Source organism: Stenotrophomonas sp. FW305-C-20-S1 (assembly GCF_058783335.1).
Map to the genome: position 1 here is coordinate 75760 of NZ_JBYTEK010000013.1, position 12137 is coordinate 87896.

Annotated in this window: 21 protein-coding genes and 1 tRNA gene; 12 read left to right on the top strand and 10 right to left on the bottom strand. The window is 65.3% G+C overall.

What is annotated here, in order from left to right:
- Positions 1-3: 3 nt before the first annotated feature.
- The 5 genes from AC3WTC_RS09405 to AC3WTC_RS09425 all read left to right on the top strand — a co-directional run bounded on the left by AC3WTC_RS09405 (position 4) and on the right by AC3WTC_RS09425 (position 1441).
- A complete protein-coding gene (locus tag AC3WTC_RS09405) occupies positions 4-303 on the top strand; it encodes an integration host factor subunit alpha (protein ID WP_005410432.1) in 300 nt (99 codons plus the stop codon).
- Positions 284-640, top strand: a complete 357-nt coding sequence (locus AC3WTC_RS09410) for a MerR family transcriptional regulator (protein ID WP_005410431.1) — start codon at positions 284-286, stop codon at positions 638-640. Before AC3WTC_RS09405 ends, AC3WTC_RS09410 begins: the two co-directional genes overlap by 20 nt.
- 67 nt (positions 641-707) lie before the next feature.
- Positions 708-784 (top strand) — tRNA-Pro (locus tag AC3WTC_RS09415).
- A 118-nt stretch (positions 785-902) separates the two neighbouring features.
- Positions 903-1106, top strand: coding sequence for a hypothetical protein (locus AC3WTC_RS09420; protein ID WP_025876303.1), 204 nt, complete (start codon positions 903-905; stop codon positions 1104-1106).
- A complete protein-coding gene (locus AC3WTC_RS09425; RefSeq protein WP_025876304.1) occupies positions 1100-1441 on the top strand; it encodes a low molecular weight protein tyrosine phosphatase family protein in 342 nt (113 codons plus the stop codon). The genes AC3WTC_RS09420 and AC3WTC_RS09425 overlap by 7 nt, the downstream gene beginning before the upstream one ends.
- Here AC3WTC_RS09425 and AC3WTC_RS09430 read toward each other — a convergent pair.
- The 3 genes from AC3WTC_RS09430 to AC3WTC_RS09440 are packed head-to-tail and all read right to left on the bottom strand — an operon-like array spanning position 1411 to position 2785.
- Positions 1411-1860, bottom strand: a complete 450-nt coding sequence (locus AC3WTC_RS09430; RefSeq protein WP_117310904.1) for a GNAT family N-acetyltransferase — start codon at positions 1858-1860, stop codon at positions 1411-1413. The genes AC3WTC_RS09425 and AC3WTC_RS09430 overlap by 31 nt on opposite strands.
- On the bottom strand, positions 1857-2210 hold the full coding sequence (locus AC3WTC_RS09435) for a DUF6713 family protein (RefSeq protein ID WP_492711321.1): 354 nt from the start codon (positions 2208-2210) through the stop codon (positions 1857-1859). Before AC3WTC_RS09435 ends, AC3WTC_RS09430 begins: the two co-directional genes overlap by 4 nt.
- A gap of 59 nt (positions 2211-2269) precedes the next feature.
- The gene (locus AC3WTC_RS09440) at positions 2270-2785 is read right to left on the bottom strand and encodes a DUF3011 domain-containing protein (protein ID WP_492711322.1); all 516 of its coding nucleotides are present in this window, start codon (positions 2783-2785) and stop codon (positions 2270-2272) included.
- A gap of 324 nt (positions 2786-3109) precedes the next feature.
- Here AC3WTC_RS09440 and AC3WTC_RS09445 point away from each other — a divergent pair, with 324 nt between their 5' ends.
- The gene (locus tag AC3WTC_RS09445) at positions 3110-3427 is read left to right on the top strand and encodes a hypothetical protein (RefSeq protein WP_223482838.1); all 318 of its coding nucleotides are present in this window, start codon (positions 3110-3112) and stop codon (positions 3425-3427) included.
- Between the two features lie 51 nt (positions 3428-3478).
- Here AC3WTC_RS09445 and AC3WTC_RS09450 read toward each other — a convergent pair whose 3' ends face one another.
- On the bottom strand, positions 3479-4171 hold the full coding sequence (locus AC3WTC_RS09450) for an aspartate/glutamate racemase family protein (protein ID WP_099784890.1): 693 nt from the start codon (positions 4169-4171) through the stop codon (positions 3479-3481).
- Positions 4172-4308: 137 nt separating this feature from the next.
- Between AC3WTC_RS09450 and AC3WTC_RS09455 the strand changes: the two genes are divergently transcribed.
- From AC3WTC_RS09455 to AC3WTC_RS09465, 3 genes are all read left to right on the top strand, one after another.
- Positions 4309-4941, top strand: coding sequence for a cation efflux transmembrane domain-containing protein (locus AC3WTC_RS09455; protein ID WP_025876315.1), 633 nt, complete (start codon positions 4309-4311; stop codon positions 4939-4941).
- Between the two features lie 99 nt (positions 4942-5040).
- The gene (locus AC3WTC_RS09460) at positions 5041-5682 is read left to right on the top strand and encodes a LysE family translocator (RefSeq protein WP_032978625.1); all 642 of its coding nucleotides are present in this window, start codon (positions 5041-5043) and stop codon (positions 5680-5682) included.
- A gap of 104 nt (positions 5683-5786) precedes the next feature.
- On the top strand, positions 5787-5960 hold the full coding sequence (locus AC3WTC_RS09465; protein ID WP_025876319.1) for a DUF1328 domain-containing protein: 174 nt from the start codon (positions 5787-5789) through the stop codon (positions 5958-5960).
- 25 nt (positions 5961-5985) lie between these two features.
- Here the strand turns inward: AC3WTC_RS09465 and AC3WTC_RS09470 are convergent, their stop codons facing one another.
- The 5 genes from AC3WTC_RS09470 to AC3WTC_RS09490 form a co-directional block, all read right to left on the bottom strand.
- On the bottom strand, positions 5986-6318 hold the full coding sequence (locus tag AC3WTC_RS09470; RefSeq protein ID WP_088101305.1) for an SMR family transporter: 333 nt from the start codon (positions 6316-6318) through the stop codon (positions 5986-5988).
- A 13-nt stretch (positions 6319-6331) separates the two neighbouring features.
- Positions 6332-6904: a TetR/AcrR family transcriptional regulator gene (locus AC3WTC_RS09475; RefSeq protein ID WP_134832865.1), complete on the bottom strand. Its 573-nt coding sequence runs from the start codon at positions 6902-6904 to the stop codon at positions 6332-6334.
- A 78-nt stretch (positions 6905-6982) separates the two neighbouring features.
- Complete coding sequence (locus AC3WTC_RS09480) at positions 6983-7738, bottom strand: transporter (protein ID WP_492711323.1); 756 nt, start codon at positions 7736-7738, stop codon at positions 6983-6985.
- 70 nt (positions 7739-7808) lie between these two features.
- Positions 7809-8042, bottom strand: coding sequence for a DUF1653 domain-containing protein (locus tag AC3WTC_RS09485; RefSeq protein WP_025876328.1), 234 nt, complete (start codon positions 8040-8042; stop codon positions 7809-7811).
- 11 nt (positions 8043-8053) lie between these two features.
- Complete coding sequence (locus AC3WTC_RS09490; RefSeq protein ID WP_033831612.1) at positions 8054-8317, bottom strand: hypothetical protein; 264 nt, start codon at positions 8315-8317, stop codon at positions 8054-8056.
- 416 nt (positions 8318-8733) lie between these two features.
- On the opposite strand from AC3WTC_RS09490, the gene AC3WTC_RS09495 reads away from it, so the two are divergent.
- The 3 genes from AC3WTC_RS09495 to AC3WTC_RS09505 all read left to right on the top strand — a co-directional run bounded on the left by AC3WTC_RS09495 (position 8734) and on the right by AC3WTC_RS09505 (position 10012).
- The gene (locus AC3WTC_RS09495) at positions 8734-8940 is read left to right on the top strand and encodes a hypothetical protein (RefSeq protein ID WP_080148379.1); all 207 of its coding nucleotides are present in this window, start codon (positions 8734-8736) and stop codon (positions 8938-8940) included.
- A 130-nt stretch (positions 8941-9070) separates the two neighbouring features.
- On the top strand, positions 9071-9634 hold the full coding sequence (locus AC3WTC_RS09500) for a DUF3011 domain-containing protein (protein ID WP_080148380.1): 564 nt from the start codon (positions 9071-9073) through the stop codon (positions 9632-9634).
- Between the two features lie 174 nt (positions 9635-9808).
- Complete coding sequence (locus tag AC3WTC_RS09505) at positions 9809-10012, top strand: hypothetical protein (protein ID WP_032978640.1); 204 nt, start codon at positions 9809-9811, stop codon at positions 10010-10012.
- A 150-nt stretch (positions 10013-10162) separates the two neighbouring features.
- Here AC3WTC_RS09505 and dxs read toward each other — a convergent pair whose 3' ends face one another.
- Positions 10163-12070 carry a 1-deoxy-D-xylulose-5-phosphate synthase gene (dxs, locus tag AC3WTC_RS09510; RefSeq protein ID WP_032951912.1) on the bottom strand — a complete coding sequence of 636 codons (1908 nt, stop codon included), beginning with the start codon at positions 12068-12070 and terminating at the stop codon, positions 10163-10165.
- Positions 12071-12137: the final 67 nt, after the last annotated feature.

The window sequence follows — 12137 nt, forward strand, 5'->3', positions numbered from 1 at the left end:
GCAATGGCATTGACCAAGGCGGAGATGGCGGAAAAGCTGTTCGACGAAGTCGGTCTGAACAAGCGGGAAGCCAAGGAATTCGTCGACGCGTTCTTCGATGTGCTGCGTGAAGCATTGGAACAGGGACGTCAGGTGAAGCTGTCGGGCTTTGGCAATTTCGACCTGCGGCGCAAGAACCAGCGCCCGGGTCGCAACCCCAAGACCGGCGAGGAAATTCCGATTTCCGCCCGTACGGTGGTTACCTTCCGTCCGGGCCAGAAGCTCAAGGAGAGGGTGGAAGCTTATGCTGGATCCGGGCAGTAACCGCGAACTTCCGCCGATTCCGGCCAAGCGCTACTTCACCATTGGTGAAGTCAGTGAACTGTGCGACGTCAAGCCGCACGTGCTGCGCTACTGGGAAACCGAGTTTCCCAGTCTCGAGCCGGCCAAGCGCCGTGGCAACCGTCGTTACTACCAGCGCCACGACGTGCTGATGGTGCGGCAGATCCGCAGCCTGCTGTACGAACAGGGCTACACCATCGGTGGCGCGCGCCTGCGCCTGGATGGTCCGGATGCGCGCGAGGAATCGGCCTTGAGCAACCAGATCATCAAGCAGGTGCGGATGGAACTGGAAGAAGTGCTGCAACTGCTGCGTCGCTGACCCATTTCCGCCGTAATCCGCTATACTTCACGGCCCGCCGCAATGGCGGGCACATCGCAGCATCAGTCGGGGCGTAGCGCAGCCTGGTAGCGCATCTGCCTGGGGGGCAGAGGGTCGTCGGTTCGAATCCGGCCGTCCCGACCACTGTGATGTAACAGACAAGCCTGCGCAGCGATGCGTGGGCTTTTTTGTTGCGGCGTTGTATCCTGCGCGCACTCGTACTACCGCGGCTGCTGAACCCGGTACTCACGAGAATACGATCATGGAAACGCAAAGGAACCGCGCCTGGAGGCGCTCGCAGTCGCGCCACCACGCTGGCGACCACACGGCAGCACCGTCGATCTTCAAGCCGGAAAAGAACTGGAAGCTGATGTACACGCGCGGGGACAAGCTGCTGCGGGCGCGCCAGCTGGGTTTCACCTATCCAGTCCTCAGCCCGCGGCAACTGCTGGACCAGGAATGTTGAACCTGTTGTTTGTCTGCAGTCGCAACCAGCTGCGCAGCCCCACCGCTGAAGCGATGTGGCAGCGCCGGCCAGGTATCAGTGCGCGCTCGGCAGGCACCAGCCCGCATGCGCGCCGGCCCATCAGCCCAGCGGATATCCGCTGGGCTGATGTCATCTTCGTGATGGAGCCCAAGCACCAGCATCGGCTGCAGGCGAATTTTGCCCGCCTGCTTGAACACACGCCGCTGCACTGCCTGGATATCCCCGACGACTATCGCTGCATGGATCCGGCGCTGATGGCGCTGCTGGAAGCGAAGGTCGCGCCTTACCTCACATCGTCAGTAGCGAAGCGGTAGATCAACTCCGGATCGCCTTCGTCGAGGCCGTGCACGATGCCGCACTGCTGGAAACCAGCGGCTGCCAGCAGCCGCTGCATGTTGGCGTTGGATTGGTTGGTGGAGGTGAAAAGCCTGGCACCTGCGCTGCACGACGTGGCATGCAGAAGCAGCGCGCTGCCGACGCCGTGTCCGCGCAGTGGCGCGGCGACCATCAGCATCTCGATGAAGGCTTCACCGAAGAAGTGCCGGTGCTGGACCCGGTAGCCGGCCAGCGTGTCGTCGAGTTCGGCGACGTGCATGTGGCCGTCCGCCAGCCATTGGCCGATCTGCACGGCACGCCGTGGGTCATCGGCCGCAACGCTGTCCAGGGCGATCAGTGCCGGAAGATCCGTGCACACGGCCGCGCGTATCCGAACTGCTGGAGCCCGCACGTTCATCGCCGACGGATGCGCAGCAGCAAACCGCTGCCGCTGACCAGGCAGGCCAGAAGCGTGAGCAGCGACAGGGGCAGGTGGAATTCATCGCGACCGGCCGAAGCGAAGCCTGCATGGATGAGGGCTGTGCCGATACCCAGCGCGCCGCACAGCAGTGCGTAGCGGCGCGCAGAGCCCAGGCCGAGCACGACCTGACGGTAACCGTGCAGCAGTACGCCGATGGCAAGCAGATTGAAAAGCAGGAATCCCTGGATGCCGCCGGGCACCTGGAACATCCGCCACTCCTGCCAGAACGCGGCATCGATCTGATGCAGCAGCAAGGACATCATCGTTGCCAGGTACCAGCGTTCCATGCGGTGTTTCCTGCTGCGGGAGCTTCATTCTAGCGATGATGGGCCCGCAGCCATCGCACTCAGTAGACGCGGAATTCGGCGCGGCAGCCGTCGCTGACCCATACACCGCGTCGGTCCCAGCCCCAGTTGCGGTCCTCGGTGCAGGTGGTGACCGATTTCTGCTTGACCAGCCGCACGTCATGACGGACGCGGATGCGGCACTGTTTCTCCTTGTTTTCGTAGGATTCGCAGACCAGGCGCTCGCCATCGCGATCACGGTCACGCCCACGCCCACGCCCGGGCCAGCGGCTACGCCCGCGCTCTTCGGCGACGAATTCGGCGCGGCAGCCGTCGGTAACCCACAGCATGCCGCGGCGCTGTCCCCAGTTGTCATCTTCAACGCATCGCGTCACCGACAGCTGCCGCGCCAGTCGCGCGCGTCCTTCGAACGGGCACTGCTGGGTCTTGTTGAAGTGCGATTCGCAGGTCGTGCGCGGTGACGATTCGCTGTCGTAATCCTGTGCTGAGACGGTCGTTGCGGCCAGCAGCAGGGCAAGTGCAGAGCCGCCCAAGGGCAGTAGCAGGCGAAGGCTCATGGAAACCTCGGTTTGGGGATGGGACGCAAGAATGGCGCACGTATGGCGCTCTGCGACGACTGCGGGCTGCGCTGGCTCAGGACGGATTTATAAGTGTGCGACGGCGCATGCAGGGCGTTACATCCCGTATCATCCCGGGCACATCCGATTGCATCGGTTTACAGTTTTTTACACGTTCCAGCGCTTTCGGACGCGGCCTTCGGGCATCGCCCGTGGCCGCTGGCGCGGGTGCGGACAAGGATGTGCGGACCACGACGACCACAGGGGGTTGCGTTGATCAGCAGTATCGTCATTCATCGGTCGGCCGGTACAGGCGCGGCCGACGTGCAGGTCCTGGACACGACGTTCAAGGGCAAGCGTGTTTTTGTTGCGTGGGGCCTGCGTGGCCTGGAACTGACCCGCGAAGCCGAGCCGGAAGATACGGTTGCGGCCCGCGATGCCTTGCGGCGGGTTTCCCGCCAGGCCGACGGGCCGCGCAGCAGCGAGATTTTCATTGCCAGCCAATCGGGCGTGGCCATCAGTGTCTACCGGATGCTGACCGAAGCCCGCAGCGGCGACGCCGTGTTCTTCCTGTGCGATTCGCCACCGGTGGTGGAATGGCTGGTTACTTCGCTGGAAGTGCAACCCGAATCGCCTGCGTGACCGGACGCCTGACCGTGCAGTCGAGCCTGCTCGACTGCACCCCGCCGTGGGTTACGCCAACGCTGCGTCCACTGCCGCGCGCGCATGCAGGGTCGTGGTGTCGAACAGCGGCACCGGGCTGTCTTCGGCGCGTACCAGCAGCATGATCTCGGTACAGCCGAGGATGATCGCCTGGGCACCGCGGGCAACGAGGCGTTCAATCACTTCGACGTACACCTGCCGTGATCGCTCGTTGACCACCCCGGCGATCAACTCCTCGTAGATGATCGCGTGCACCTCGCGGCGGTCATCGGCCTCCGGAACCAGTACGTCCAGGCCGAAGCGCTCGCTCAGGCGGCCACGGTAGAAGTCTTCCTCCATGGTGAAGGCGGTGCCGAGCAGGCCGACACGCTGCAGACCGGCCTGCACGATCGCCGTGGCAGTCGGGTCGGCGATATGCAGCAAGGGCAGCGGGCAGGCCGCCTCGATCTCAGCAACGAGCTTGTGCATGGTGTTGGTGCAGATCAGCAGCAGGTCGGCGCCACCGGCCTGCAGCCGCTGTGCGGCATCGACCATCTCGTTGCCCAGGGCATTCCAGTCGCCGTCGTGCTGCAGCTGCTTGATGCGGGCGAAATCCAGCGACCACATCAGCAGCTGCGCCGAATGCGCGCCGCCCAGCCGCGCGCGTACCTCTTCGTTGATGAGGCGGTAGTACTGCGCCGAACTCTCCCAGCTCATGCCACCGATCAGGCCAAGCGTCTTCATGCGTGTCTCCGTGCCGGGGAAGCGCCATTGCAGCACAACATGGGCCAGGACGTGCAATTGTGGGTGGACCCGCCGCAGCAGCTGCCGACGGGCCTGGTCGGCGTGATAATGGGGTACGACAGGCAGAGGGCAGGGCGATGGGCGAATGCTGTGGCTGCGGCAAGACGCTGGATGTGGCAGCCATGCAGGCGCGCCACCGGCGCGTGCTGTGGATCGTCCTACTGATCAACCTGGCGACCTTCCTGATGATGGTCGGCGCGTCCTGGTACAGCCATTCGTCCTCGTTGCTCTCCGGTGCGCTGGACAACCTGGGCGATGCGGCGACCTATCTGCTGAGCCTGCTGGTGGTGGGGGCCGGCGTGGCGGCCAAGGCGCGGGTTGCGTTGTTCAAGGGCGTGCTGATCCTGGCTGCGGCCGTGGCAGTGGCGGCACAGATCGGATGGCGGCTGGCGCATCCGCAGGTTCCCCTGTTCGAAAGCATGGGCCTGGCCGCGCTGTTGAACCTGGCTGCCAACGGTTTCTGCCTGTGGCTGCTGACGCCGTATCGCAATGATGACGTGAACCTGGCATCGGCCTGGGAATGCGCACGCAACGATATCTTCGAGGGCGTTTCGGTGGTGCTGGCGGCGGGGCTGGTGGCGCTGTTCGGTGCCGGTTGGCCGGACCTGCTGGTCGCCATCGCGCTGCTGGTCGTGTTCCTGCGCTCGGCGCTGCGGGTGCTGCGCATCGCGATGACCGAGCTGCGCGCATCGCGCATTGCCACCGGCTGAGCCGCAGCAGCTGTAAGCGTCGAATCGACCCCGGACTGTACATGGTGGTGACAGCCGCTGCGCACTATCCTTGCAGGGATTATTACGGTGGATGAAGTGATGGCCCTGCATACCTGGTGGTGGTTCCTGGCGACAGTCTTCGTGCTGTGTGGCACGCCGGGCCCGAACATGCTGCACATCCTGGGGCGCAGCGTCGGCCTGGGCTTTCGTCGCAGCGTGCCGGCCATGGCCGGTTGCCTGCTGGCGATGCTGCTGGTGCTTGCGGCGTCCGCGGCCGGCCTGAGCGCGGTGCTGCGATCATCGCCGATGCTGTTCGATGTGCTGCGCTACCTGGGTGTGGCCTACCTGGCCTGGCTGGGCATCAAGGCGTGGCGGGACAGCTACCGGCAGGCGCCGGTGGCGACAGACGTCGATGCAGCAGCGCTGGCGCCGGTGCACGGTGCTTGGGCAGTGTTCCGTGGTGGCCTGCTGGTGGGGTTGAGCAATCCCAAGCTGCTGCTGTTCGCCGCCGCGTTCCTGCCGCAGTTCGTCGACCCCGCGCGTGGCCAGGCCGTGCAGTACACGGTGCTGGTGGCGACCTTCGCCACCTGCGAACTGTTCTGGTACGTGATGTATGCCGCAGGCGGGCATGGGCTGCGCCGTTGGCTGGCAAAGCCATTTGCGCAACGCTGGTTCGAACGCCTGGTCGGCAGCGTGTTCCTCGCTTTCGCAGTGGCGCTGCTGCGCTTCCGGCCGCGCTGAGCGGGTTCGTTTCACACCGCGCCTGCGACCTGTTCACGCGTGTGGCATCGCGGCGTACCTAACCTGATCCCACCTTCAGTATTCCCGCCAGGGTGAGGATCGACATGATCAAGTGGGCCATCATTTTCGCCATCATCGGCCTGATCGCAGGTGCGCTGGGTTTCGGCGGCATCGCCGGCGCTGCCGTGGGCATCGCCAAGTTCCTGTTCTGGGCCGGCATCATCATTGCCGTCGTACTTTTCGTGCTTGGCATGACCGTCGCCAAGAAGGTCGCCTAGCCCGGGTGTTCGTGCAGCAGCGCGTTCAATGCGTGCTGCTGTGCGAGAACAGGTTGATGACCAGCACGCCGGCACAGATCAGGCCGATACCGATCAGCGCCGGAGCGTCCAGACGCTGCTTGAACACCAGCAGTCCGATCAGCGAGATCAGCACGATGCCGACGCCGGACCAGATCGCATAGGCGATGCCGGTGGGGATCGACTTCATCGTCAGCGACAGCAGGTAGAAGCACACGCCGTAACCGGCAAGCGCGCCCAGCGTGGGACCGAGCCGGGTCATGCCTTCGGATGCCTTGAGCAGGGACGTGGCGATCACCTCCAGCACGATCGCACCGGCCAGGTAGACATATGGGTTCATCGAATCCTCCTGCTCATGCCGGTTCGCACAGCTTCAATGCCTCCAGGGCCATGGCCTGGGCATTCTGGCGCTCGTTTTCGTCCAGCGGCCGCCCATAGGCGGTGGCCCAGTAACCATCGGCAACGCAACGCGCGGCGTACAGGCGCGGATCGCTGGCTTCATCCGGGAACTCGGCGAGCATGCCGCGCAGCCACGTGCGCCAGTAGACCAGAAGCGCCGGCTCCAGCATGTTGCCCATGGTGAGCCCGATGTCGTTGATCTGCTCCTGCTGCAGCAGATGCTCGAAATTCACCTGCACATAGGCACGGCTGAAGCCGCCATGGCGGCGCGGGGACTGTCGCAGCACCGCACGCACTCTGTCCTCGAAGTCGGCGATGAGCGAGGTCAGCGTCGCCTCGATCAGGTCCTGCTTGCTGCTGAAGTGATGGAACAGCGCGCCCTTGCTGACACCGGCGGCGTCGGCGACGTCCTGCACGGTGAGGGCCGCCAGCCCATTCTGGCCGAGGGTATGGGCGGTCGCGTGCAGCAGTGCCTGGCGCACGCTGTCGGGCGCTTTGCGGCGCGAGCGGGGAGGGGATTCTGTCATGGGGGGAACGAAACCGACTGGGCGGTATGATTGTAGCGCGGGGGCGATGCGCCCGGCGCGCACGATCAGGTCTTGAGCTCACTGCATATAGAACGCGATGCCGGTGCCGAGCTGCAGGTCGGGGCTGTTGCGATTGAGGCCCAGGTCGAACGAGGCGTCCAGCTGCACGTTCGGCCGCAGCATCCAGGTCAGCCCTGCGCCGGCGATGGCCTGGTCGGGTTGCTGGTTGGCGTGGGTGAAACCGGCTTCGAGATAGGTGCCAAGCCGCTCGGTCACGCTCAACGAGAGGCTGGGCGACCAGGTGGTGCTGCGCTGGCCGGCGCCACGCTGATGACTGCCATACAGCGCGCCGCTCCAGCGGTCGTTGAAGCTGTGCTCGACGCTGGCGGCCAGCGCGTACTGGCGGCCGTCGCTGAAGGCTGCATCGCCACGCGCGATCACCCCGCTGGCCAGCAGCGCCCACGCCGTGCGTTCGGTACTGCCGGGACCTGCCCATTTCACTCCGACGGTGCTGTCGCCGGCGCCGCGCTGCTGCGTGCGCGGCATGTGGGGGCCACGTTCTCGCTGACGCTGCCATGGCGTGGACGCCAACTGCAGTTCCCAGCCCGGAGCCAGCCCGGTGCGCAGCAGCAGGTCGCTGGACAGCGTCGTCGTGCGCAGGCCGTCGCGATCACGCTCACGTTGATAGCTGGGCAGGCCCAGTTCGACGGCAAGGCCGCCACGCGGCACCGTGTCGGTGCCGAAGCCGATGCCGGGACGATCGAAGCTGGGAGGTTCCGCGCCCAGCACCGGGGTACTGGCCAACGACAGGGCGATCAACAGGGTGTGGCGCATGCGGGTTCCGTCTCGCAGGGGGTCTTCAGCATGCCCGGCGGTACCGTGCGCGCGGCGTGAGCCGCACCGCTCAGTCGCTGATGCGGGCGAAACGCGCCTGCGGGCCGTGCTCGCCGGGCACCTGCTCAATGAACATCGCATAGGGCCGCACCCACAGGCCGCCCTCGCCATACAGAGCGCGGTAGAGAACCATCGGCTGCAGCGTCTCACTGCTGCGGACGATGTCGATCACTTCGTACTCGCCACCCTTGAAGTGGCGGTAGCGGCCAGGTGCCAGCGCGGGCAGCGGGGTCAGGTCGGTCATTGGTGGGCCCGTTACCTGCGTGCCGGCGACGCCGGGGTGGCGCAGTAGGCATCGATGGCTTCGGCGGTGTTGGCCAGGCCCTGCGCCTGTGCCAGTTCCCACGGGCGCTCGCAGCGCTGGCTGCGTTCGCACCACTGATAGCCGGCCGAACCGATGCAACCGTGCGCATCGCGGTCGCCACCGACCACGGGTGTGGCGGCGTCATGGGTGACTGGTTTTTCCGGGCTGGCACACGCGGCCAGAGCCAGCAGCGGGATCAGCATCAGGACTTTCATGGGCGCGGCTCCGTGCCGTAAACCGACAGTCTGTTCGGTCCCGGCAGCAGCGGCAAGCATCGCTGGCCGATCCTCAACTCAGCGATGCGCGGACCAGTTCCTCGATCAATACCACGTAGCTGGCGGCGAAATAGAACTTCAGCAGCGTCGAACGCTGCAGTGGAAGCGAGGTGCGCATGTGGAAGGGGCCCCTGTTGATGACGATAGTGTGAAGCGCGGCTGACTTCGTGACAAGGGTCACGGAACGGGTTTCCTAAATGGCCTCAGGGATGTGATGGGGGGCGCTTTCTGAGGCGGTGGTGGGGAGTTTTCGGATAAATCCGATAGGTCTTCTCCGGGGCGCTGGCTAGGCTGGTCGGGCATCGGAGATCGGCCTTGCGCCGGTCCCCGATTTCCCAGAACCGCAGGAGCCCACCATGGTCATCACTGTCCAATGCACCGCCCAGCGCTGGTCCGTCCTGGATCCGCAGACACGCGCGACCGAAGTGTTCAGCACCGGTGCGGCCGCCTTCGATGCCGCTGCCTCGCGGGCCAGCGAGCATCACTACCGTACCGGCCAGCACAGCACCGTGCGCGTGGAAGCGCTGGGCACAGCGGTCGACGCGCTGCACTTCGGCCGCTGAGCCACCGCAGCCGCAGTCAGTTGCGGTTGGGTTGGTTGAATGGGGGAAAAACCGCCGTCGCGGCTCCCTCTGTGCGGCACGCCGGGAATCCCTGATGCTTGCCTCCACCGTATTCACCTGGAGACAAGGGATGGGCAAGGGACTCACTTGGCGCACCGTGGCGTGCACCCTGTTGCCGATGATGGCTGCCGCTGGCGGCGCGCAGGCGCAGAACTATGGCTACGACGATCGCTACGATGATCGTGGTGGCAATGGCATCGTGCGCTGCGAATCGATCAAGAACCGCAGCAACGAGTGCCGGCTGGAAGGGCGTGCGCGCATGATCCGCCAGTTGTCCGGCTCCCCCTGTGTGGAAGGTGAGACCTGGGGCCAGTCCCGTTACGGTGTCTGGGTTACCCAGGGCTGCCGTGCCGAATTCGTCGGTGAATACCGGCGGCCGGGCGGTGGCGGCGGTGGTTGGGGTGGCGGTGGTGGCAACGGCTGGGGCGGAAGCCAGTGGGGTGGTGGTGGCCAGGTGATTGCCTGCCATTCCAATGACCGGCGCCAGCAGTACTGCGATGCGCAGGTTCGTCGCGGCGTGCGTCTGGTACGACAGGAATCGCGCAGTGCCTGCATCGAAGGCCAGACCTGGGGCTGGGACCGCCGTGGCATCTGGGTCAGCAATGGCTGCAGGGCCCAGTTCCAGGTGAACTGAGCGGCTGTCGCAATCGGCTCAAGATCAGAAAAATCTGATAGCGATCACACTTCTTTCCTCGTATTGTCGACTCCCGGGACGCCTTGCGCGTCCCGGTTCGCACTGGCCATTCCTGTCGCGCCTGGTGCGGTCATTCTCTCGTCGTCGATACGCTGTTCAAGGAGTGAGCAACGCATGTTGATCCGACTGCAATGTGAGCAGCGCCAATGGCGCGTGCTGCACCCGGACAAGCCGGAGCCGATCGAGTTCCGCGATGGCGTCCGTGCCTTCGATTTCGCCGAAACCCTGGCCCGCCTGCATTTCACCGATACCGGCCAGCGCGCCTCGGTGCGGGTGGAGTCCAGCGGTGCGTTTGTCGAGGCGATCAGCTACGGCTGAGCACGCCGCGTGTCGGCACGGTCCGCGCCATCCACGCTTGGCGTGGATCTGCTTTTGCGCCACCAGCAATCTGGTAGATCCACGCCATGCGTGGATGAGGAACCTGGGGAGCCACGCATGGCCTGGCCCCACCAGACCCCTGCAACGCTCTCAGCCCGCCGCGCTCAACGGCGGGTTGCCGGCGGCCAGCTGCGGCCAGCGCTTGAGCAGCGCCGCACGGATGCCGGCCGCATCGATGCCGGCCTCGGCCAGCAGGTCCTCGCGGCTGGCGTGATGCTGGAAGGCATCGGGCAGGCCCAGGTGCAGGATCGGACGCAGCACGTCCTCGGCATTGAGCAGTTCGGCCACGGCCGAACCTGCGCCGCCCGCCACCACGTTGTCTTCGATCGTCACCAGGGCGTCGTGCTGGTTGGCCATGGCAAGTACCAGTTCACGATCGAGTGGCTTGATGAAACGCATGTTGACCACGCTCAAACCCAGTTCGCGACCCACCTGTTCGGCGGCGGCGACGGTGCTGCCGAACGCGAGCAGGGCGACGCGGTTGCCTTGCAGGCGCAGCTCGCCCTTGCCGATCGGCAGGGTCGACAGATCGCTGCCGGCATCCACGCCGGTACCGCTGCCGCGCGGGTAGCGCACCGCAGCCGGGCCGGGGTGCTGCAGGCCGGTGCTGAGCATCTGCCGGCACTCGGCTTCGTTGGAGGGTGCCATCACCACCATGTTCGGCACGCAGCGCAGGAAGCTGAGGTCGAGGTTGCCGGCGTGGGTTGCACCATCCGGGCCGACGACGCCGGCGCGATCGATCGCGAACAGCACATCCAGGTCCTGGATGGCCACGTCATGCACCAACTGGTCGTACGCGCGCTGCAGGAAGGTGGAATAGATCGCCACTACCGGCTTGCCGCCCTGGGTGGCCATGCCTGCAGCCAGGGTCACCGCGTGCTGCTCTGCGATGGCCACATCGAAGTAGCGCTGCGGATATTCCCTGCTGAAGCGCACCAGGCCCGAGCCTTCGCGCATTGCCGGAGTGATGCCATACAGACGCGGCTCGGCTGCGGCGGCGTCACACAACCAGTCGCCAAATACATCGGTATAGGTGGGCTTCTTCGCGCCGGTCTTGGCCACCAGGCCCTTGTCCGGATCGAACGGGCCCACCGCGTGGTAACCGATCTGGTCGCCTTCGGCCGGCTCGTAACCCTTGCCCTTGGTGGTCATCACATGCAGCAGCTTCGGGCCCTTGGAGGCACGCAGCGTTTTCAGCGCGGACAGCAGCGCCGGCAGGTCATGGCCATCGATCGGGCCGGTGTAATGGAAGCCCATTTCCTCGAACATCGTGGACGGCACGAACATGCCCTTCCAGTGTTCTTCCCAGCGCTTCACGAAACGCGCGGGATTGTTCTTCTTGTCGCCGAGGATCTTCTTGCCGCCTTCGCGCAGCGCATTGAGCGTGCGGCTGCCGGTGGCGCGGCCGAGCATCTTGGTCAGCCCGCCCACTGCCTCGGAAATCGACATGTTGTTGTCGTTGAGGATCACCAGCAGGTTCGGCTCCGGTTCCATGCCGCCGGCGTGCATCAGCGCTTCGAAGGCCATGCCGGCGGTCATTGCACCGTCGCCGATCACGGCCACGACCTTGCGATCATCACCTTCGGTCTGGCGCGCGATGGCCATGCCCAGCGCTGCGGAGATCGAGGTCGAGGAGTGGCCGACACCGAAGGTGTCGTACTCGCTTTCCTCGCGCTTGGGGAACGGCGCGACGCCATCCTTCTGCTTGACGGTATGGATCTCGTCGCGGCGACCGGTGAGGATCTTGTGCGGATAGGTCTGGTGGCCGACGTCCCAGACCAGCTGGTCGACCGGGGTCTGGTACAGGTAGTGCAGGGCCACGGTGAGCTCGATCACGCCCAGGCCGGCGGCGAAATGGCCACCGCTTTTGCCGACCGATTCGATCAGGTAGGCACGCAGTTCATCGGCGACCGCCGTCAGTTCGGATTCGTCGAACGTGCGCAGGTCATCCGGTGTCTGGATGCGCGCGAGGCGGGGATAGCGGGCAGAGTCGATCATCATGTTCGCACTTGTTCTGAACGCCCATTTTCGCCCTCAAACGGGGGTGGGGCAAGCAAACGCCGCC

What these genes read in the sequence shown, in the direction of transcription:
- AC3WTC_RS09405 (WP_005410432.1), top strand. Translation starts at nt 4, where the DNA reads ATGGCATTGACCAAGGCGGAGATGGCGGAAAAGCTGTTCGACGAAGTC.
- AC3WTC_RS09410 (WP_005410431.1), top strand. Translation starts at nt 284, where the DNA reads ATGCTGGATCCGGGCAGTAACCGCGAACTTCCGCCGATTCCGGCCAAG.
- AC3WTC_RS09420 (WP_025876303.1), top strand. Translation starts at nt 903, where the DNA reads ATGGAAACGCAAAGGAACCGCGCCTGGAGGCGCTCGCAGTCGCGCCAC.
- AC3WTC_RS09425 (WP_025876304.1), top strand. Translation starts at nt 1,100, where the DNA reads ATGTTGAACCTGTTGTTTGTCTGCAGTCGCAACCAGCTGCGCAGCCCC.
- AC3WTC_RS09430 (WP_117310904.1), bottom strand. Translation starts at nt 1,860, where the DNA reads ATGAACGTGCGGGCTCCAGCAGTTCGGATACGCGCGGCCGTGTGCACG.
- AC3WTC_RS09435 (WP_492711321.1), bottom strand. Translation starts at nt 2,210, where the DNA reads ATGGAACGCTGGTACCTGGCAACGATGATGTCCTTGCTGCTGCATCAG.
- AC3WTC_RS09440 (WP_492711322.1), bottom strand. Translation starts at nt 2,785, where the DNA reads ATGAGCCTTCGCCTGCTACTGCCCTTGGGCGGCTCTGCACTTGCCCTG.
- AC3WTC_RS09450 (WP_099784890.1), bottom strand. Translation starts at nt 4,171, where the DNA reads ATGAAGACGCTTGGCCTGATCGGTGGCATGAGCTGGGAGAGTTCGGCG.
- AC3WTC_RS09455 (WP_025876315.1), top strand. Translation starts at nt 4,309, where the DNA reads ATGGGCGAATGCTGTGGCTGCGGCAAGACGCTGGATGTGGCAGCCATG.
- AC3WTC_RS09460 (WP_032978625.1), top strand. Translation starts at nt 5,041, where the DNA reads ATGGCCCTGCATACCTGGTGGTGGTTCCTGGCGACAGTCTTCGTGCTG.
- AC3WTC_RS09465 (WP_025876319.1), top strand. Translation starts at nt 5,787, where the DNA reads ATGATCAAGTGGGCCATCATTTTCGCCATCATCGGCCTGATCGCAGGT.
- AC3WTC_RS09470 (WP_088101305.1), bottom strand. Translation starts at nt 6,318, where the DNA reads ATGAACCCATATGTCTACCTGGCCGGTGCGATCGTGCTGGAGGTGATC.
- AC3WTC_RS09475 (WP_134832865.1), bottom strand. Translation starts at nt 6,904, where the DNA reads ATGACAGAATCCCCTCCCCGCTCGCGCCGCAAAGCGCCCGACAGCGTG.
- AC3WTC_RS09480 (WP_492711323.1), bottom strand. Translation starts at nt 7,738, where the DNA reads ATGCGCCACACCCTGTTGATCGCCCTGTCGTTGGCCAGTACCCCGGTG.
- AC3WTC_RS09485 (WP_025876328.1), bottom strand. Translation starts at nt 8,042, where the DNA reads ATGACCGACCTGACCCCGCTGCCCGCGCTGGCACCTGGCCGCTACCGC.
- AC3WTC_RS09490 (WP_033831612.1), bottom strand. Translation starts at nt 8,317, where the DNA reads ATGAAAGTCCTGATGCTGATCCCGCTGCTGGCTCTGGCCGCGTGTGCC.
- AC3WTC_RS09495 (WP_080148379.1), top strand. Translation starts at nt 8,734, where the DNA reads ATGGTCATCACTGTCCAATGCACCGCCCAGCGCTGGTCCGTCCTGGAT.
- AC3WTC_RS09500 (WP_080148380.1), top strand. Translation starts at nt 9,071, where the DNA reads ATGGGCAAGGGACTCACTTGGCGCACCGTGGCGTGCACCCTGTTGCCG.
- AC3WTC_RS09505 (WP_032978640.1), top strand. Translation starts at nt 9,809, where the DNA reads ATGTTGATCCGACTGCAATGTGAGCAGCGCCAATGGCGCGTGCTGCAC.
- dxs (WP_032951912.1), bottom strand. Translation starts at nt 12,070, where the DNA reads ATGATCGACTCTGCCCGCTATCCCCGCCTCGCGCGCATCCAGACACCG.